General features: G+C 70.7%; 15 protein-coding genes. 10 read left to right on the top strand and 5 right to left on the bottom strand.

Going from position 1 to position 18,009, the window contains the following annotated elements:
* Window positions 1-224: 224 nt before the first annotated feature.
* The 5 genes from ACTWNK_RS27995 to ACTWNK_RS27975 all read right to left on the bottom strand — a co-directional run bounded on the left by ACTWNK_RS27995 (window position 225) and on the right by ACTWNK_RS27975 (window position 7,598).
* Window positions 225-896, bottom strand: coding sequence for a relaxase/mobilization nuclease domain-containing protein (locus ACTWNK_RS27995; RefSeq protein ID WP_474311010.1), 672 nt, complete (start codon window positions 894-896; stop codon window positions 225-227).
* 150 nt (window positions 897-1,046) lie between these two features.
* Window positions 1,047-3,164, bottom strand: a complete 2,118-nt coding sequence (locus ACTWNK_RS27990) for a hypothetical protein (protein ID WP_474307525.1) — start codon at window positions 3,162-3,164, stop codon at window positions 1,047-1,049.
* Window positions 3,165-3,237: 73 nt separating this feature from the next.
* Window positions 3,238-3,699 carry a GNAT family N-acetyltransferase gene (locus ACTWNK_RS27985; RefSeq protein ID WP_474307524.1) on the bottom strand — a complete coding sequence of 154 codons (462 nt, stop codon included), beginning with the start codon at window positions 3,697-3,699 and terminating at the stop codon, window positions 3,238-3,240.
* A gap of 49 nt (window positions 3,700-3,748) precedes the next feature.
* Entirely contained in the window at window positions 3,749-5,323 is a 1,575-nt protein-coding gene (locus ACTWNK_RS27980) for a glycoside hydrolase family 10-like protein (RefSeq protein ID WP_474307523.1), read from the bottom strand.
* A 163-nt stretch (window positions 5,324-5,486) separates the two neighbouring features.
* Complete coding sequence (locus ACTWNK_RS27975) at window positions 5,487-7,598, bottom strand: elongation factor G-like protein EF-G2 (RefSeq protein WP_474311009.1); 2,112 nt, start codon at window positions 7,596-7,598, stop codon at window positions 5,487-5,489.
* Window positions 7,599-7,803: 205 nt separating this feature from the next.
* Here ACTWNK_RS27975 and pgsA point away from each other — a divergent pair, with 205 nt between their 5' ends.
* The 10 genes from pgsA (at window position 7,804) to ACTWNK_RS27925 (ending at window position 17,807) form a co-directional block, all read left to right on the top strand.
* A complete protein-coding gene (gene pgsA / locus ACTWNK_RS27970; RefSeq protein ID WP_474311008.1) occupies window positions 7,804-8,409 on the top strand; it encodes a phosphatidylinositol phosphate synthase in 606 nt (201 codons plus the stop codon).
* Complete coding sequence (locus tag ACTWNK_RS27965; RefSeq protein WP_474307522.1) at window positions 8,406-9,305, top strand: phosphatidylinositol mannoside acyltransferase; 900 nt, start codon at window positions 8,406-8,408, stop codon at window positions 9,303-9,305. The genes pgsA and ACTWNK_RS27965 overlap by 4 nt, the downstream gene beginning before the upstream one ends.
* Window positions 9,302-10,426 (top strand): glycosyltransferase family 4 protein, encoded by a 1,125-nt coding sequence (locus ACTWNK_RS27960; RefSeq protein WP_474307521.1) that lies wholly within the window; start codon window positions 9,302-9,304, stop codon window positions 10,424-10,426. The genes ACTWNK_RS27965 and ACTWNK_RS27960 overlap by 4 nt, the downstream gene beginning before the upstream one ends.
* A gap of 72 nt (window positions 10,427-10,498) precedes the next feature.
* Window positions 10,499-11,041: a hypothetical protein gene (locus tag ACTWNK_RS27955; RefSeq protein ID WP_474307520.1), complete on the top strand. Its 543-nt coding sequence runs from the start codon at window positions 10,499-10,501 to the stop codon at window positions 11,039-11,041.
* Between the two features lie 66 nt (window positions 11,042-11,107).
* Window positions 11,108-12,115, top strand: coding sequence for a DUF3048 domain-containing protein (locus ACTWNK_RS27950; protein WP_474307519.1), 1,008 nt, complete (start codon window positions 11,108-11,110; stop codon window positions 12,113-12,115).
* Between the two features lie 101 nt (window positions 12,116-12,216).
* On the top strand, window positions 12,217-13,134 hold the full coding sequence (gene pdxS / locus ACTWNK_RS27945) for a pyridoxal 5'-phosphate synthase lyase subunit PdxS (protein WP_474307518.1): 918 nt from the start codon (window positions 12,217-12,219) through the stop codon (window positions 13,132-13,134).
* Window positions 13,135-13,443: 309 nt separating this feature from the next.
* Entirely contained in the window at window positions 13,444-14,022 is a 579-nt protein-coding gene (gene pdxT, locus ACTWNK_RS27940) for a pyridoxal 5'-phosphate synthase glutaminase subunit PdxT (protein WP_474307517.1), read from the top strand.
* Window positions 14,023-14,025: 3 nt separating this feature from the next.
* A complete protein-coding gene (locus ACTWNK_RS27935; RefSeq protein WP_474307516.1) occupies window positions 14,026-14,781 on the top strand; it encodes a YebC/PmpR family DNA-binding transcriptional regulator in 756 nt (251 codons plus the stop codon).
* Between the two features lie 142 nt (window positions 14,782-14,923).
* Entirely contained in the window at window positions 14,924-16,390 is a 1,467-nt protein-coding gene (locus ACTWNK_RS27930) for an SDR family oxidoreductase (RefSeq protein ID WP_474307515.1), read from the top strand.
* Between the two features lie 259 nt (window positions 16,391-16,649).
* Window positions 16,650-17,807 carry a GNAT family N-acetyltransferase gene (locus tag ACTWNK_RS27925; RefSeq protein WP_474307514.1) on the top strand — a complete coding sequence of 386 codons (1,158 nt, stop codon included), beginning with the start codon at window positions 16,650-16,652 and terminating at the stop codon, window positions 17,805-17,807.
* Window positions 17,808-18,009 lie beyond the last annotated feature (202 nt).

Below are 18,009 nucleotides of genomic sequence, written 5' to 3'. Positions count from 1 at the left end.
CGAGGCAGCTTGGTTCTCGGAAAGGGGCTGTTTGTGCTGTTTGGGGTGATTCGGGTGGACGTTAGATGGGCTGGCGTGCGTGCGGGAGGTTTGTCGGCGACGTTTCGGCGACGTTTCGGCGGCGGGGACCGCGGCCAGGCGCTCACGAACACCGGCCACCGCGGCGGCGGCCCGCGCCCACCCGGTCCCGAGGTAGGTCAGCGTTTCCCTCCCGGCGGGCCCGGTCAGCCCCCATGCCGGGCCCGACCGGTCTGCGATGGAGGTGGCGGCCGCGCCCTGCCAGCGCCAGCGCAGACGGCCCAGACCCAGATCGCGCCCAAGAGCGGCGCCGCCGTACCAGACGGGCGGACGGCGACGCTGTAGCCGAGGACCGCACCAGCGGCGTGCCCGGCGGCGCGGGTACGCACCAAGATCCCGGCGGCGGACAGGCGGCACCCGAACTCGGCCGCGGCGCTCGCGCAGCCGCGGACCAGCCGGGCCAGGCGGGTGCGGTCGGGCTCGACGGCGCCGGTGCGGGCGGCGCGCTCGATCTCGGCGCGGGTCAGGCCGGGCATCCCGCCGCCCGGCCGCCCCTCCACCGTAGGCGGCCCGTAGCGGGCTTCGGCCTGGGCGCAGGCGCGGCCGGCCTTGGTACGGCCGCGCCAGTCGGAGGCCAGGGTGCCGTTATCGCGGATGAGGCTGACCACCAGGTGGATGTGGTCGCGGCCGCCCCCGGACGGGCCGTGGTGGACGGCCGCCCACCGGCAGGACGCCTTGCCGGAGGTGGCGTCGGATCCCATCGCCGCCACCATGTCCGCGGCGATCGCGGCCCACGTCTCGTCGGGCAGGGCGGGCTCGTCGGGGTGCAGCGACAGGGAGCAGTGCCAGACGTACTCACCGGCGGCCGCGGCGGGCAGGCTCTACCGAACAGGTTCTTGGACACGTCGTTCGCGTGTCGGGCTCCGCAGCCGGCCGGGTGCTGCGTAGCGTGATCGTCATGAGCCTGACCCGACGGCCCGCCCCGATGCTGGCCGACGCCTGGAAGGAAGCCCGACCCGAGGCCGCCCTCAGGTGTTGACCAGTGGCCTGACCGGCTCCTGCGGCTGTGTCGCGCCATTGGGCAAAGCGGCGATCCCGGCTGACAGCACCAGGGGGATCGCCAGGGCCAGCGCCATCGAAAGCACGGCCGCGCCCGAGTCGTTGACCAGCATGCCCACCACGCCGCTGACCAGCGTGCCGATCAGCCCGGCCCGCAGCGCGGGGGAGTGGCCGAAGGCGGCGGGCAGGACCCCGGCCGTCGCCTGGCCCGGCCGCATGATCGCGTAGACGAGGAAGGCGGCCGACACGATGACGATCGGCATGAGGTTGGGGCTGAGCAGGGTGCCCAGCATCGCGCCGAGCTTGCGGCCGATCACGTCGAGGGCCTCGCCGGTGACGATCTGCCCGACGAACCTGCCCAGATGCGACTGCTCCGACGGCGGGCGCAGGTAGTTCTGGATCGCGAAGCCCATCACGACCACACCGCCGACCGCGCAGAACAGCCCCAGCTTCACCAGCGACACCCGCCGCCCGAGCAGCAGCAGTGCGGTCACCGCGATCCCGGGCACGAATGCGATCACACCGCCGAAGTCGCTGCCCATGCCGGACCCGCCCAGCACCATCGCGAACGTGCCGAGCACCGCCACGGCCGTCACGCCGATCCTGCCGGGAAAACGGTGGGCGATCACGGTGGCGCTCAGCAGCGTGCCGGTCGCCAGCAGCGCGAACGGGATGTTGCCGAGCCCGTAGTAGCGCGCCCCGACCTCGGGCGTGTACCCCATCACGCTGCCGAGCTGCAGTGTCGTCCCGGTCAGCAGATCGGCGGCCAGGGTGAGCGCGGTGACGCCCGAGACGACCAGCAGCGGCCCGAGCGGAGCGCGCCGCCACGGCCCGGCGAACGCCACGAGTGCGATCGCCGCCGTGCAGCCGAGCACGCCGCCGACCAGCTGCGGCACCGTCGACCAGGGCAGCAGGTTGACCAGGTAGCTGGAGACCGGGATCGCCGCCAGCGTCACCGCCGCCACCCGCACCCCGGCCAGCCCCTTGCGCCTGCGCAGCAGCAGGAAGGCCACGAGGTAGAAGGCGACCTGGAGCACGGCCACGGCGGAGAAGTAGATCCCCTTGACCGCGCGCACGGTCTGGGTGGCCTCGTCGTCGGCGGCGAGCCCGGCCGCGCTCGCGGCGCCTTCCGCCTTCGCCGGGACGCCGATCACCGCGTCGGGGATCGCCAGCCCGACGCCCGCCAGTACGGTGGCCGTCAGGTCGGGCAGGATCGTGATGTCGGCACGCCTGGTCGAGGCCGAGCCGAGCGCCCTGCCCTGCCCGTCGGCGGGTTCGGGCGTGCGCATCATCGCCACCCGCAGGTGCGGCACCGACCCGTGGTCGCCGAGCCCGGCCACCAGTACGGTCGTGTCGGCGGGAAGCACGGCCAGCAGCGCCCCGGCCTTGGCGTCGGCGAGCCTGAGCGCCGCGGCCCGCTGCGCGGGCTCCAGCGCCTCGGGCACGCGCGCCAGCTTGTCGTCGTCGTCGAGGTACGGCCTGACCAGGTCGTCGACATCGAGTGCGATCACCCGGCAGCGGGTCGCGGTGTCGGCCCGCACCTGAAGGGGCGAGCTCGCGTAGTGCGCCACCTCGCCCGAGCGGTCGGCCAGCGCCAGCACCGCGCCGGGCCCTACGGCCAGCCCGCACTCGCCCGCCGCCTTGAGCGTCTCGCCGAGCAGCCCGGCGTGCTTCTGTTCGGCGACCTTGTGCAGGTAGTCGTAGGTGGGGATGAACGCGCCCTCACCACGCGCCTGGGGCAAGGGCGGCGCGCCGCAGCGGTAGCCAACGGCCGCCCTGCTGCCGGTCGAGACCGTCAGCCAGCCGTCGTAGGGGCAGGTGACGCCGCCGACCGTGCGCACCGACAGCGAGCCGATCGCACTGTGGCCCGCCAGCTCCCACAGGTTGGGCGTGGCCTCGGCGCTCACGTCCGACCACTGGAGGCCGGGCACACCGATGAGGGCCACTCTGCCGCCCTGCGCCTGCTGTGCCTCAGCCTGTGCCTGCTGGGGTGAGGCCAGGGCGCCGCCCGATGTCATGAGCAGGACCACCAGCGACAGCATGATCGCACCGGCTGTGACAGCCGGTGCGACCAGTGTTCTTCTCACCCTTGACCTCCCGCGTCGAGCCTCGTCGCAGGCACCGTAGGGGAAGATCGGCCTTCGGGTCCACCGGATGCGACTACTCGCCGGGGAAGACCTTCTCGAAGCAGAAACTGCCTTCGAGAAGGTGGTAGGGCGGATAGACGGGTATCGGCCGATAGCCCTCGCGTGTGTACATCCGCACGGCGTCGGGCTGTCTGTCGCCGGTCTGCAGGATGATCCGCCGTATGCCGAGCTCGCGACCGGCTTCCTCGGCGGCGGCGAGCAGGGCCCTGGCGACGCCGTTGCCGCGCTGTCGCGGCGTGACGTACATGCGCTTGAGCTCGATCTCGCCCTCGTGCCTGCGCAGTGCGATGTGCCCGACGGGCTCGCCCTCGCCGGTGTAGGCGACACCTGTGTACACGACGGTGTCCGGCTCCACGGACATGCCTTCGGGCAGCTTGGTGATCTTGTCGGCGTAGCGGGCGCCCAGTTCGGCGTCCATGGCCTCGCGCAACGTCTGTGCCGAGGGGTCGTGCCAGTCCACGGAGTTGACCTTCACGAGGGCCAGCATATGATTTCCCGCTTTTCCGGCCAAGCTATGGGGTTATTTACCGGACCACCGCCTTGACCGGCTTGCTCTCGTTGTGCAGCCGGTCGAGTGCGGTGACGAGGTAGGAGCCCGCCGACGGCGCCGTGAAGCCCGGCGTGCCGACGACGCCGATCAGGTTGCGCGCGTCGCTCTGCTCGCAGGTCTGGCCGTCGGCCGGGACCTTGTAGACGGCGTAGGAACGCGCGCCGGGCGAGGCGGTCCAGGTGACGGCGGTGCCGGCCGCCTTGACCGCCGTGGGCGCCGCCGGGGCCGCGCCGCCGCGCTCCTTGATCAGCGGCATCAGCGCCGGACGGCTGTAGTGCTCCTTGACCAGCAGGTCCATCACGCCGAGCGGATTGCTGAGCAGCTGCTTGGCGCTGAAGTAGACATCGCCGGTGATCTGCGGATGCTTGCGGTTGAGCGTCAGGTGCGCGGGCAGCTCGCCCGCCTTGGTCCAGGCGGGTGTGTCGGTCGTGCCCACGCGGTAGAGCGCCTGGCCGATGTAGAGGTCGACGCCCGTGCCCTTGACGGCCTTGGCCCACCAGGGGGCCAGCACCTTGTAGTCGGCGACCTTCAGACCGCGCGGCCAGTACAGCTGCGGCATCACGTAGTCGACCGAGCCCGCCTTGATCCAGGCCTTGGCGTCGGCGTAGATGTCGTCGTAGGCCGACATGCCCGCCGTCGCCGAGCCGGCGGGGTCCTGGCCCTTGTTGCGCCAGATGCCGAACGGGCTGATGCCGAACTTCACATGCGGCTTGAGCGTGTGCACGGCGTCGTCGACCTGGCGGATGAGCTTGTTGATGTTGTCGCGGCGCCAGTCGGCGAGCTTCATGCCCGAACGGTGCTTGGCGAAGGCGGCGCTGTCGTCGAACGTCGCGCCGCTGACCGGGTAGGGGTAGAAGTAGTCGTCGAAGTGCACGCCGTCGATGTCGTAGCGGCCGACGACATCCTTGATGACCTTGGTGACGTGCTCGCGCACCGCGGGCAGGCCCGGGTTGTAGTAGAGGCGGTCGCCGTACTTGACCGTCCAGTCGGGATGCACGCGCGCCGGGTGGCTCGCGGGAAGCGTCGAGGTACGCGTGTCGTAGGCGGCGCGGTAGGGGTTGAACCAGGCGTGGAACTCCAGGCCGCGCTTGTGCGCCTCGGCGACCAGGAAGGTCAGCGGGTCGTAGCCGGGGTCCTTGCCCGCCGTGCCGGTCAGGAAGGCCGACCAGGGCTCGAGCGACGACTTGTACAGCGCGTCGGAGGCCGGGCGTACCTGGACGAAGACCGCGTTGAGCCTGCGCTTGACGGCACTGTCGAGGATCTTGACGTACTCGGCCTTCTGCTTGGCGACGCTCAGCCCGGTGCGCGAGGGCCAGTCGATGTTCTTGACGGTGGCGATCCACACGCCGCGCAGCTGCCGCTTGGGGTAGCGCGGGTCGGTCTCGCAGGCGGCGGCGGTCGTGGTCTGCTCGGTGGCCGCCTTGCGCGCCTTCGCGGTCGAGGAGGTCGCCGACTTGGCCTCCGGGGCGCCGTTGCCCAGAAGGTAGGCGGCGCCCGTGGAGACCACGGCGAGGGCGGCTGCGGCGAGGAGAGGACGTCCGGTTCGCATGGTTCCTCAGTCTGGCATCGCCCCTGAGGTGCTTTGGTCGAAAAAAAGAAATCGATTCGTGATGTACGTGTGATGAACGAGACGGATGTGACGGGTGGGGAACCGGGGCGTGCCGGCCCCCCACCCGAGCTCACGTCAGCCTCACACCGAACTCACACCGGGCTCACGCCGATGCCGTCAGCTTCTCCGCCAGATGTTGCGGCAGCGGTTCGTAACGCAGGAAGGCGCGCTGGAAGGTGCCGGTGCCGTGCGACATCGACCGCAGATCGATGGCGTACCTGGTGATCTCGAGCTCGGGCACCTCCGCCCTGACCAGCGTCCGGCCGGTGCCCACGGGCTCGGTGCCGAGCACACGTCCCCTGCGCGAGGACAGGTCCGACATCACCGGCCCGACGAAGTCGTCGGCCACCAGCACCGACAGCTCGTCGACGGGTTCGAGCAGCAGGGTCGGGATCTTGGCCGCCGCCTCCTTGAGCGCGAGCTGGCCGGCGATCTGGAAGGCCATGTCGGAGGAGTCGACTGAGTGCGCCTTGCCGTCGTAGAGGGTGACCCTGACGTCGACCATCGGGTACCCGGCGGTGACGCCCCTCTCCATCTGCGCCCGCACGCCCTTCTCCACCGAAGGGATGAACTGCCTGGGCACCACGCCGCCGACGATCCGGTCGACGAACTCGAAACCGGCGCCCGACGGCAGCGGCTCGACCTCCAGATGGCAGATGGCGAACTGGCCGTGCCCGCCCGTCTGCTTGACGTTGCGGCCCATGGCCTGGCACCTGCCGCCGAACGTCTCGCGCAGCGGCACCCGCAGCGTGACGCGTTCGACCTCGACGCCGTGCCGTTTGGCCAGGCGGTCGAGCAGGACGTCGCTGTGCGCCTCGCCCATGCACCACAGCACCAGCTGCCTGGTCTCGGCGTTGTTCTCCAGGCGCAGGGTCGGGTCCTCGGCGACCAGGCGGGACAGGGCCTGCGAGAGCTTGTCCTCGTCGGCCTTCGACCTGGCCCTGATGGCGACCGGCAGCAACGGCTCGGGCATCGTCCACGGCTGCATCAGCAGCGGGCGCTCCACCTCAGACAGCGTGTCGCCGGTCTCGGCGCGCGACAGCTTGGCCACGGCGACGATGTCACCGGCCACGGCCTTGGCCACCGTGCGCTGCTGTTTGCCCAGCGGCGAGCTGAGCGCGCCGATGCGCTCGTCGACGTCGTGGTCCTCGTGCCCGCGCTCGGCCAGGCCGTGCCCCGAGACGTGCACGGTCATGTCGGGGCGCAGGGTGCCGGAGAAGACGCGCACCAGGCTGATCCTGCCGACGTACGGGTCGCTGGTCGTCTTGACCACCTCGGCGACGAGCGGGCCCTCGGCGTCGCAGCCGATGCCCGGCGCGGCCCTGCCGTCGATGGTGGTGATCTCGGGCAGCGGGTGCGCGCGGGGCGAGGGGAAGCCCTGGGTGATGAGTTCGAGCACCTCGACGGCGCCGACGTTCATACCGGTGCACAGGACGGGGAAGAACGTGCCGTGCTCGACGGCCTTCTCCAGGTCGTCGATGAGCGCCTTGGCGTCGAGCTCCTCGCCCTCCAGGTAGCGCTCCATGAGCGATTCGTCCTCGCTCTCCTGGATGATGCCCTCGATGAGCACGCCCCGGTGCTCCTCGATCTGCGCCTCGTACTCGGCGCCCGGCTCCTTCTCCAGCCTGGCGCCCGTGGCGTAGTTGTAGAACTTGCGGGTCAGCAGCCCGATCAGGCCCGCGACGTGCCCGTTGGTGACGACGGGCAGGTAGAGGGGCGCCACGCCGTCGCCGAACACCTCCTGGCAGGTGGCGAGTACCTCGTCGTACTCGGCGCGCTGGTGGTCGATCTTGGTGATCACGACGGCTCGCGGCATGCCGACGAGTGCGCACTCCTCCCAGAGCATCTGCGTCAGGCCGTCGACGCCGTCGGTCGCCGAGACCACGAACAGGGCGGCGTCGGCGGCGCGCAGCCCGGCCCGCAGGTCGCCGACGAAGTCGGCATAGCCCGGCGTGTCCAGAAGGTTGATCTTGATGCCGTTGTGCACCGTGGGGGCGGGGGTGAGGTTGACCGAGCGTTGCTGGCGTACCTCGACCTCGTCGAAGTCGGTGGTGGTGGTGCCGTCCTCGACCCGGCCCGTGCGCTGGATGGCGCCGGTCGCGGCCAGGAGATGTTCGACCAGCGTCGTCTTTCCCGCTCCTGAATGGCCGACCAGTGCGACATTGCGTATCGTGTCCGCACTGTCGGCCGCTGGTGCCCTGCCCGCGGCTCCCATAGTGTGCTTGTCAGCCACATCGCCTCCCGCGCGTCGTCGTTCGGGGTCGGGTGAGTCCCGGCGCCGCGCCCGCGGGGTTTTACCGCAAGGACGCGGTGTGTTCACCAAATACCCGTGTGGCGAATATCACAAGAGGAAGCGGCCAAAGAAGTCACGGCACGTTGAAGGTGAGCATGTGCCGCCGGTGGCCTACGATCGGACCGCCATGCTCAAACTCCTTCGCCCCGCCATGACCCGGATACTGACCCCCATCGGCAGGGCACTCGTCCGCCTGGGGATCGGCCCCAACACCGTCACCGCCATCGGCACGCTCGGCACGATCGCCGCCGCGCTGTGGTTCTTCCCGCGCGGCGTCCTGTTCGGCGGCACGCTGGTGATCACCTTCTTCGTGCTGTTCGACCTGCTCGACGGTGTCGTGGCCAGGCTCGGCGGGGGAGCGGGCAGCCCTTGGGGCGCCTTCCTCGACTCCACGCTCGACCGGGTGGCCGACGCCGCGATCTTCGCCGGGCTGCTGTTCTACTTCACCGGTGTCGGCGACACGCTGATGGCCGTCGTCACCCTGTACTGCCTGATCACCGGCGCGGTGGTCTCCTACGCCAAGGCCAGGGCCGAAGGGCTCGGCCTGACCTGCGACGTCGGCCTGGCCGAGCGGCCGGAGCGGCTGGTCATCGGGCTGGTCGCGGCGGGCATCAGCGGCCTCGGCGTGCCCTACATCCTGCCGCTCGGCATGTGGGTGCTGGCCCTGGCGAGCACGATCACCGTGGTGCAGCGTGTGGCGCACGTCTACGAGCAGACTCAGGGAGCGCGATGACCTCGCTGCAGGACCGGCTGGTCGCCACCGGCTTCGCCGCCGGGTGGAAGCTCGTCCCGAAGCTGCCGCACGGCCTCACGGCCGGGGCGTTCCGCATGGTGGCCGACCGCTCGTGGCGCAAGCGCGGCCCCTCGGTCCGCCGCCTTGAGCACAACCTGGCCAGGGTGACCGGGCTCGACCCCGACAGCCAGGAGATGCGCGAGCTCAGCCGGGCGGGCATGCGCTCCTACATGCGTTACTTCCACGAGGTCTTCCGGCTGCGCAGCATGCCGAGGGCCGAGGTCGTCGCCCGTACCCACGTCAGCGGCGAGGAGCACATCTTCGACAACCTGGCCGCCGGGCGCGGTGTGGTGCTGGCCCTGCCGCACATGGGCAACTGGGACCAGTCGGGCGCCTGGCTGACCGGCAAGGGCGCGCCGTTCACCACGGTGGCCGAACGGCTCAAGCCCGAGTCGCTGTACCTGGCCTACAAGCGCTTCCGCGAGGACCTCGGCATGACCGTGCTCCCGCTGACCGGCGGCGACGGCCACAACTTCGGCACCCTGGCCCAGACCGTACGGCGAGGCGGCGTCGTCGCCCTGCCCGCCGAGCGCGACCTGACCAGCTCCGGCATCGAGGTGGACTTCTTCGGCGCCAGGACCAAGGTCCCCGCCGGCCCGCCGCTGCTGGCCGTACAGACCGGGGCCGCCCTGCTGCCCGCGATCATGTGGTTCGAGGGCGAGGACTGGGGCCTGCGCATCCACGAGGAGATCGTGGTGCCGCAGGAGGGTGAGCGCCGGGAGCGGATCGCCACGGTGGCGCAGAGCCTGGTGTCGGTGTTCGAGAAGGGCATCGCCGAGCACCCCGAGGACTGGCACATGTTGCAACGGCTGTGGCTGGAGGACCTGCGGCGATGAAAGTCGGCATCGTCTGCCCCTATTCGTGGGACGTGCCCGGGGGCGTGCAGCAGCACATCCGCGACCTCGCCGAGGCGCTGATCGAGCAGGAGCACGAGGTCTCGGTGATCGCACCCGCCCTCGACGACTCCGCACTGCCCGCCTATGTGACCGGCGCCGGCCGTGCCGTGCCCGTGCCGTACAACGGGTCCATCGCCCGGATGTCGTTCGGGTTCCTGTCGGCGGCCCGGGTGCGCAGGTGGGTGCGGGAGGGCGCCTTCGACGTGCTGCACATCCACGAGCCGCTGGTGCCGAGTCTGGGCGTGCTGGCCTGCTGGGTGGCGCAGGGGCCGATCGTGGCGACCTTCCACGCCTCGTGGAAGCGATCGCGGGCGATCGCGGTGGCCGAGCCGATGCTGCAGAGCGCGATCGAGAAGATCAGCGGCAGGATCGCGGTGTCGGACGCGGCGCGCAAGAGCCTGGTGGAGCAGTTCGGCGGCGACACCGTGCTGATCCCCAACGGCGTCACGGTCAGCCGCTACACCGAGGCCGAGCCGCTGGACGGCTGGGGCCCCGACGGCGACACGATCGGCTTCCTCGGGCGGATGGACGAACCCCGCAAGGGCCTGCCGATCCTGCTGGAGGCGTTCGTCCTGCTGGCCGACGAGCGGCCGGGGCTGAAGCTGCTCATCGCCGGGCCTGGCGAGGCGAAGGACGTCTACGACAAGGTGCCCAAGCGTCTGCACGATCGCGTGACGGTGCTCGGCATGGTCAGCGAAGAGGACAAGATCCGCGCGTATCACTCGGTCGACGTGTTCTGCGCGCCCAACACCGGCGGCGAGAGCTTCGGCATCGTGCTGGCCGAGGCGATGTCGGCCGGGCTGCCCGTGCTGGCCAGCGACATCCCGGCCTTCCGCAAGGTGCTGGGCGACGGCCAGGCGGGCGCGCTGTTCAGCAACGGCGACGCCGCCGCGCTGGCCGAGCAGGCGCGCAGGCTGCTGGCCGATCCGCGGCTGCGGGCCGAGCTGTCGCGCGAGGCGCTGGCGGCGGTGCGCAAGTACGACTGGTCGACGGTGGCGCGCGACGTCGTCCGCGTCTACGAGACGGTGGCGGGCGGCGTGGTCATGGAGGACGTCTCGTGAGCGGCGCGACGACACACGGCGGGAAGGACGTCTCGTGAGCGGCGAGACGACGGACGGCGGGGAGGGCGGCTCGTGAGCAGTGCGGTGATCATTCTGCTCGTCGGTGTGGTGGTCGTGCTGACGGCCGTCTACATCTCCTGGCGTGCGGGCCGGCTCGACCGGCTGCACATCCGCCTCGAACTGGCCAAAGAGGCCCTGGACGTGACGCTCGTGCGCAGGGCGGCGGTGGTGCTGGAGCTGGCCGGCTCACGCCTGCTCGACCCCGCCACGTCCCTGCTGCTGGCCGCCGCCGCGCACGAGGCCCGTACGGCGGGCCCCGACGAGCGCGAGCACGCCGAGAGCGACCTGTCGAGGGCGTTGCGGGCCGCACTCGACCAGGAGCGGTTCAGGGAGAAACTGGCCGAGGCGCCCGGCGGTCCCGACCTGCTCGACGAACTCGACGCCGCGGTGACCAAGGTCGTGTACTCACGGCGTTTCTACAACAACGCCGTAGGCGTGACACGCACCGCACAAAGGCGCTGGCTCGCACGAAGGTTGCGTCTTGCTGGGCATACTGACTATCCGGACTTCTTTGAGATCGACGATGACCCGCCTGCGACCATGGCACCTGAATAAGCTGATTTGACGGTCGCGGGTAAGCTTCTCCCGATTTCTTGGCCAAGCGGAGGAGTTGTTTTGCGCGTGCGGGTTCCAGGAATGATCGCCCTGACGCTGGCCGTTCTGACCCCGGTGGCGGCCTGCTCGTCGTCCGGAGCCAGCGGCGCGCCGACCAAGGACCCGCAGGCGGCGGCCACGGCCTCGCCGACCCCCACCGCAGAGCCCACCCACCCCTTCACCGGCCTGCCAGACGCCAAGCGCAGGCCCGTCCTGGCCGTGAAGATCGAGAACACCGCCGCGGGCAAGCCGCAGCTCGGCCTGAAGAGCGCCGACATCGTCTACGTCGAGCAGGTCGAGGCCGGCCTGACCCGGTTGATGGCGATCTTCTCCTCCAAGATTCCGGCCAAGGTCGGCCCCGTGCGCAGTGCCCGCGTCTCCGACCTGCACATCGTGCCGCAGTTCGGCAAGCCCGCTTTCGCCTACTCGGGCGCCCAGACCAAGATGCTGCCGCTCATCGCCGAGGCCTCGCTCTACGACGCCTCCGACAGCAGGGCGCCCGGCGCCTACTTCCGCCAGCCGGGCCGCTACGCGCCCTACAACCTGTTCGCCACCACCAAGAAGCTGCTGGCGGCGGCGCCCAAGGCGAGCAAGGCCAAGGACATCGGCTTCACCTTCGGTCCGGCGCCCGAGAGCGGCGGCGTGGCCAAGAAGTCGGCCACGGTGAAGTACCCCGGCGCCCGCTTCACCTTCGCCTGGAGCGAGGAGGAGAAGCAGTGGCTGATCTGGCAGGACGGCAAGAAGGACATGGCGGCCGAAGGCGGCCAGCTCGGCGCCCCGACGATCGTCGTGCAGTGGACCAAGACCGAACGTTCGCAGTTCCACGACTTCATGGGCAGCTACACCCCGCTCGTGCACTCCACAGGCAAGGGCACGGCCCTCGTGCTGCGCGAAGGCAAGGCCTACAAGGCCAAGTGGTCGCGCGAGGACGAGGCGTCGGGCACCACGTTCACCACCGAGACCGGCGAGCCGATGAACTTCGCGCCCGGCCAGGTCTGGGTGGTGCTGGCCAGCAGGAAGCCGGTTACGCCATGATGCACAAACTTCGCGACAAGCGCTGACAGGATGGCGGGTCGGAAGAGCGACACCGCAGGACCTACGATGGGTTTGAGAACTTACCACCCCGCCTTGTGAGGATGACCGTGTCCAGCACGCCCGAAATCACCGAGACCGCCGCGACCGGAACCGCCCGTGTGAAGCGCGGCATGGCCGAGATGCTCAAGGGCGGCGTCATCATGGACGTCGTCACGCCCGACCAGGCCAAGATCGCCGAGGACGCCGGCGCCGTCGCCGTCATGGCGCTCGAGCGAGTGCCCGCCGACATCCGCGCCCAAGGCGGCGTCTCCAGGATGAGCGACCCCGACATGATCGACGGCATCATCGCCGCCGTCTCGATCCCCGTCATGGCCAAGGCGCGCATCGGCCACTTCGCCGAGGCGCAGGTGCTCATGTCGCTCGGCGTCGACTACATCGACGAGTCGGAGGTGCTCACGCCCGCCGACTACGCCAACCACATCGACAAGTGGCGCTTCACCGTGCCCTTCGTCTGTGGCGCCACCAACCTGGGCGAGGCGCTGCGCCGCATCACCGAGGGCGCGGCCATGATCCGCTCCAAGGGCGAGGCGGGCACCGGCGACGTCTCCAACGCCGTCACGCACATGCGCACGATCAAGGGCGAGATCCGGCGGCTGACCTCGCTGTCGGAGGACGAGCTCTACGTCGCGGCCAAGGAGCTGCAGGCGCCGTACGAGCTGGTGGCCGAGGTCGCCAAGACCGGCAAGCTGCCCGTCGTGCTGTTCACCGCGGGCGGCATCGCCACCCCGGCCGACGCCGCGATGATGATGCAGCTCGGCGCCGAAGGCGTGTTCGTCGGCTCCGGCATCTTCAAGTCGGGCAACCCGGCCCAGCGCGCCGCCGCGATCGTCAAGGCCACCACGTTCTACGACGACCCCGACGTCATCGCCAAGGTCTCGCGCGGTCTGGGCGAGGCCATGGTCGGTATCAACGTCGAGGAGATCCCGCAGCCGCACCGCCTGGCCGAGCGCGGCTGGTAGCCGTCGGGTCGTGAGCTTCTCGAAGGCGACATCCATCGCGGGTGTCGCCTTTGTCGTCCGGTTCTCGTCCGGCGAGGGCAGGCTCGCTCACGGGATCGGTGGCCGCTCGACGGGTCGCGCCGCTCGCGTGCGCGGTGCGACGTCCACGGCTGTGCGGAGCGCGTCACCCGGCCGGCCATCCGATCCCGCGAACGACCTCTGCGCCCGTCAGCCGGATGAAGCGCCGGTTTCCTGGCGTTGAACGGCAGGGTTTAGGCTTTACGCGGCCCGGTGGCCCGTAGGCGGCCGGGATCGATCGAAGGGAAGACTGTGCCAGACATCGGGGTTCTCGCTCTCCAAGGTGACGTGCGCGAGCACGTCCGCGCCCTGGAGGCGGTGGGCGCCACGGCCACCGCCGTGCGCAGGCCCGAAGAGCTCGACGCGGTGCAGGCCCTGGTCATCCCCGGCGGCGAGTCCACGACCATGTGGAAGCTGGCGGAGATCTTCGACCTGCTCGAACCACTGCGGGCCAGGGTGAAGTCCGGCATGCCGGCCTACGGCTCGTGCGCGGGCATGATCATGCTCGCCGACCGGATCGAGGACGGCGCGCAGGGCCAGCAGACCATCGGCGGCATCGACATGGTGGTCAGGCGCAACGCGTTCGGCCGCCAGGTCGACTCCTTCGAGGCCGGGCTCGACTTCGCCGGTGAGCGCCTGCACGCGGTGTTCATCAGGGCTCCCTGGGTCGAATCGGTCGGACGCGAGGTCGAAGTGCTGGCCACCGCCGAGCCCGGGGGTAGGATCGTCGCGGTCCGGCAGGGACCTTTGCTCGCGACGTCCTTCCACCCCGAGCTGACCGGGGACACGCGCGTGCATTCATACTTCGTAGACATGGTGAGGGAGCTCTAGGCGATGTCCGGCCACTCCAAATGGGCGACGACGAAGCACAAGAAGGCCGCGCTCGACGCGAAGCGCGGCAAGCTGTTCGCGAAGCTCATCAAGAACATCGAGGTGGCGGCCCGGACCGGTGGCCCTGACCCGGACGCCAACCCGACCCTCTTCGACGCCATCTTCAAGGCCAAGAAGAACTCCGTGCCCAACGACAACATCGAGCGGGCGCGCAAGCGCGGCGGCGGCCTCGAGGCCGGTGGCGCCGACTGGCAGACGATCATGTACGAGGGCTACGCGCCCGGCGGCGTCGCGGTGCTCATCGAGTGCCTCACCGACAACCGCAACCGCGCGGCCTCCGAGGTGCGCGTCGCCCTGACCCGCAACGGCGGCTCGCTGGCCGACCCCGGCTCGGTCTCCTACATGTTCAACCGCAAGGGCGTCGTCATCGTGCCCAAGGCCGGGCTGTCGGAGGACGACGTGCTCACCGCCGTGCTCGACGCCGGGGCCGAGGAGGTCAACGACCTGGGCGACGAGTTCGAGGTCGTCTCGGAGTCCACCGACCTGGTCCCCGTACGCAAGGCGCTGCAGGAGGCCGGGATCGACTACGACTCGGCCGAGTCCAGCTTCGTGCCCACGATGAGCGTCCCGGTCGACGCCGACGGCGCGCGCAAGGTGTTCCGCCTCATCGACGCCCTTGAGGACAGCGACGACGTGCAGAACGTCTGGGCCAACTTCGACGCCTCCGGCGTGGAGGGGCTCTGGGACGACGACGAGTGATCGTCGTTCCCTGTCCCGTCGTGTGACGGCCGTCCGGCTCGCGCCGGGCGGCCGTTCCGCTTGTACGGGGGCCGGGGGCGGGCAGGGGGAAGCGGTGTCCGAGACTGGCTGTACGGAAAGCGACGAACGTGGGGGGCCGCGTATGAGCCGCTGCCTGGTGACAGGGGCGACGGGGTACATCGGCGGGCGCCTGGTGCCCGAACTCCTCGACGCCGGGCACGACGTGCGCTGCATGGTGCGCGGCGAAGGGCGGCTGCGGGACCAGCCGTGGGCCGGGCGGGTGGAGGAGGCGCAGGCCGACGTCTTTGACGCCGAGCAGGTCACCGCCGCACTCCAGGGCGTCGAGGTCGCCTACTACCTCATCCACTCCATGGGCGGCGGCCGTGACTTCGCCGCCGCCGACCACGAGGCCGCGCAGACGTTCGCCTCGGCCGCCGAGTCCGCTGGCGTGCGGCGCATCGTCTATCTCGGCGGCCTGACCTCGGGCGAAGGGCTGTCCCCGCACATGCGCTCGCGGGCCGAGGTCGCCGAGATCCTGCTGGCCTGCGCCGTGCCCACCGTGGTCCTGCGGGCCGCGGTGATCATCGGCTCGGGTTCGGCGTCGTTCGAGATGCTCCGCCACCTGACCGAGCGCCTGCCCGTCATGACCACGCCCCGCTGGGTGCGCAGCCGTACCCAGCCGATCGCCATCAGGGACGTCCTGCGCTACCTGGTCGCCTGGGCGGGCGAGCCCGGCGAGGTGAACAGGGCGTTCGACATCGGCGGCCCCGACGTCCTGACCTACGAGGGCATGATGCACGGTTACGCCGCCGTCGCCGGGCTGCCCAGGCGGCTGGTCATCGTGCTTCCCCTGCTCACCCCCGGCCTGTCCAGCCACTGGGTCGGCCTCGTCACCCCCGTGCCCGCCTCGATCGCCAGGCCGCTGGTGGAGTCGCTGCGCAACGAGGCCGTGTGCCGCGAGCACGACATCGCACGATACGTACCCGACCCGCCCGGCGGGCTCATCGGGTTCGCCCGAGCGGTGGAGCTGGCCCTGCAGCGGATCAAGGAGGCCGACGTCGCCACCCGCTGGTCGTCGGCCTCGACGCCCGGCGCGCCCAGCGACCCGCTGCCGACCGATCCCGACTGGGCCGGAGGCAGCCTGTACAAGGACGAACGCGGCGGCGTCGTCCCCGTCTCGCCGCGCGCGCTGTGGACGGTCGTCGAGGGCATCGGCGGCCAGAACGGCTGGTACTCGCTGCCCCTGGCCTGGCGTCTTCGCGGCTTTCTCGACCGGCTGGTCGGAGGGGTGGGGCTGCGCCGGGGGCGTCGTGATCCGGTGCGGTTGCGGGTGGGGGACTCGGTCGACTTCTGGCGGGTGGAGGCGGTCGAGCCGGGGCGGTTGCTGAGGTTGCGCGCGGAGATGCGACTGCCGGGGCTGGCCTGGCTGGAGCTGCGTGTGTCGCAGGACGAGCGCGGGCGTACGGTCTACGGGCAGCGGGCGATCTTTCATCCTCGCGGGCTGTTCGGGCACCTCTACTGGTGGGCGCTGGCGCCGTTCCACGGAGTGATCTTCGGCAGGATGCCGGGGAACATCGCGAGGGCGGCCAGGGCGGTGGAGCCCGCGTGAGGCCTTCGTGAAGCCGGTGTGAGGCCCGCGTGAGGCCCGCGTGGATCGCTGACCGGCGGAGGTCGGTGACTGCCGGAGGTCGGCGACCTGCGTAGATCGGTGACCTGCGTAGATTGGTGGACTGCGTAGATTGGTGGACTGCGTAGATTGGTGGACTGCGTAGATTGGTGGACTGCGTAGATTGGTGGACTGCGTAGATTGGTGGACTGCGTAGATTGGTGGACTGCGTAGATTGGTGGACTGCGTAGATTGGTGGACTGTGGACATTCGCGACTTGACCGCCGAGCATCTCGACGCCGCCTACGACATCCGCAAGCGTTCCTTCGGGCCGCTGTCCGCCGCCGCCGTCGAGCGCTGGCGCGACCTGGTGACGCCGACGCTGGGCGAACGGCGCTACCTCGGCGCCTTCGACGGCGATCGCCTGGTTGGGGCCGCGCGGCTGCGCTCCTTCACCCAGTGGTGGCATGGCAGGCCGCAGCCCATGGCCGGGGTCGCGGGCGTCACCATCGCGCCGGAGGAGCGGGGCAAGGGCGTGGGCCGAGCCCTCATGGAGGCCGTCTTGCATCGGGCCGCCGAGGTCGGCGACGCGATCTCCGTGCTGTACCCGGCCACGACGCCGATCTACCGCTCGCTCGGCTGGGAACACGCCGGAGCCCAGTACGTCGCCTCCCTGCCCGCCGAGCACCTGCGGACGATCCCGGCCGGCGAGCCGGTCAAACTCCGGCGCATGGGCCCCGGCGACGCCGCCGAACTGCCGGCCGTACTGGGCCGGGCGCACGAGGGCGCCAGGGCGTCGGGCCCCATCACCTGGGACGAACGCACCTGGCGCCGCCGGCTCGCCGACGAGGACGACTTCCTCTACCTCGCCGACGACGGCTATGTCGTCTATCGCTGGAAGAACGGCGACATCGAGGTCGACAACCTGGTCGCCGCCTCCGAGGCCACCACCCGGGCCCTGTGGTCCCTGGTCGGCACCGCCTCCACCGTCGCCCCCACGGTCGTGGCCGCCGTCTCGCCCGACGACCCGGTCCTGTGGCTGCTGCGCGAACGGGCGAAGGACACCGTCAGGCAGACCCGCTGGATGCTGCGCGTGATCGACGTCGCCGACGCCGTGTCCCGCCGGGGGTACGCGCCCGGGGTGTCGCTGTCGGCCGAGGTGGAGATCACCGATCCGGTACGGGCGGCCAATGCCGGGGTGTGGCGTGTCGAGGTGTCCGGCGGAGCGGGGTCGGCCGTGCGGGTGGGCGAGGGGCGGGGCGGGGTGGCCCGGATGGGCATCGGCGGGCTGTCCGCGTTGTACGCCGGGGTCGCGGCATCGGCTCTGCGGCTGGCCGGGTTGCTCGAAGGGCCGTCCGACGGGGACGAGGCTCTGGAGACGGCTTTCGCGGCGAAGGCATACATGCTGGACTACTTCTGAGGGCTTGTGCTGGGGGTGGAATGCGGGGATAAAGGATCATCGCTTCCGGCTGGTCGTTCGCTGGGGCGGAGGGGGAAGCGGACAAGCTAGGGGGCGGCGTGGCGCGTCGGAAGGGGCGGCCGAAGGGCGCGGGCCGAGCGGGCTCTCAGGCGCGGCCGCTCGCCTCCGCCTCGTCTTCGGCCACCGCCGGGGCCGCGGACGG

This window comes from Nonomuraea sp. IBHARD001, from assembly GCF_056106265.1.
Note: the sequence above shows the minus strand (reverse complement) of the source record. Positions and strands in the feature narration are given on the sequence as shown.

Bases quoted from the DNA above. Each gene is read 5' to 3' on its own strand.
- ACTWNK_RS27930 (WP_474307515.1), top strand. From the start codon at position 14,924: ATGAGCCGCTGCCTGGTGACAGGGGCGACGGGGTACATCGGCGGGCGC.
- pdxS (WP_474307518.1), top strand. From the start codon at position 12,217: ATGACCGTGTCCAGCACGCCCGAAATCACCGAGACCGCCGCGACCGGA.
- ACTWNK_RS27960 (WP_474307521.1), top strand. From the start codon at position 9,302: ATGAAAGTCGGCATCGTCTGCCCCTATTCGTGGGACGTGCCCGGGGGC.
- pgsA (WP_474311008.1), top strand. From the start codon at position 7,804: ATGCTCAAACTCCTTCGCCCCGCCATGACCCGGATACTGACCCCCATC.
- ACTWNK_RS27935 (WP_474307516.1), top strand. From the start codon at position 14,026: ATGTCCGGCCACTCCAAATGGGCGACGACGAAGCACAAGAAGGCCGCG.
- ACTWNK_RS27980 (WP_474307523.1), bottom strand. From the start codon at position 5,323: ATGCGAACCGGACGTCCTCTCCTCGCCGCAGCCGCCCTCGCCGTGGTC.
- ACTWNK_RS27975 (WP_474311009.1), bottom strand. From the start codon at position 7,598: ATGGGAGCCGCGGGCAGGGCACCAGCGGCCGACAGTGCGGACACGATA.
- ACTWNK_RS27965 (WP_474307522.1), top strand. From the start codon at position 8,406: ATGACCTCGCTGCAGGACCGGCTGGTCGCCACCGGCTTCGCCGCCGGG.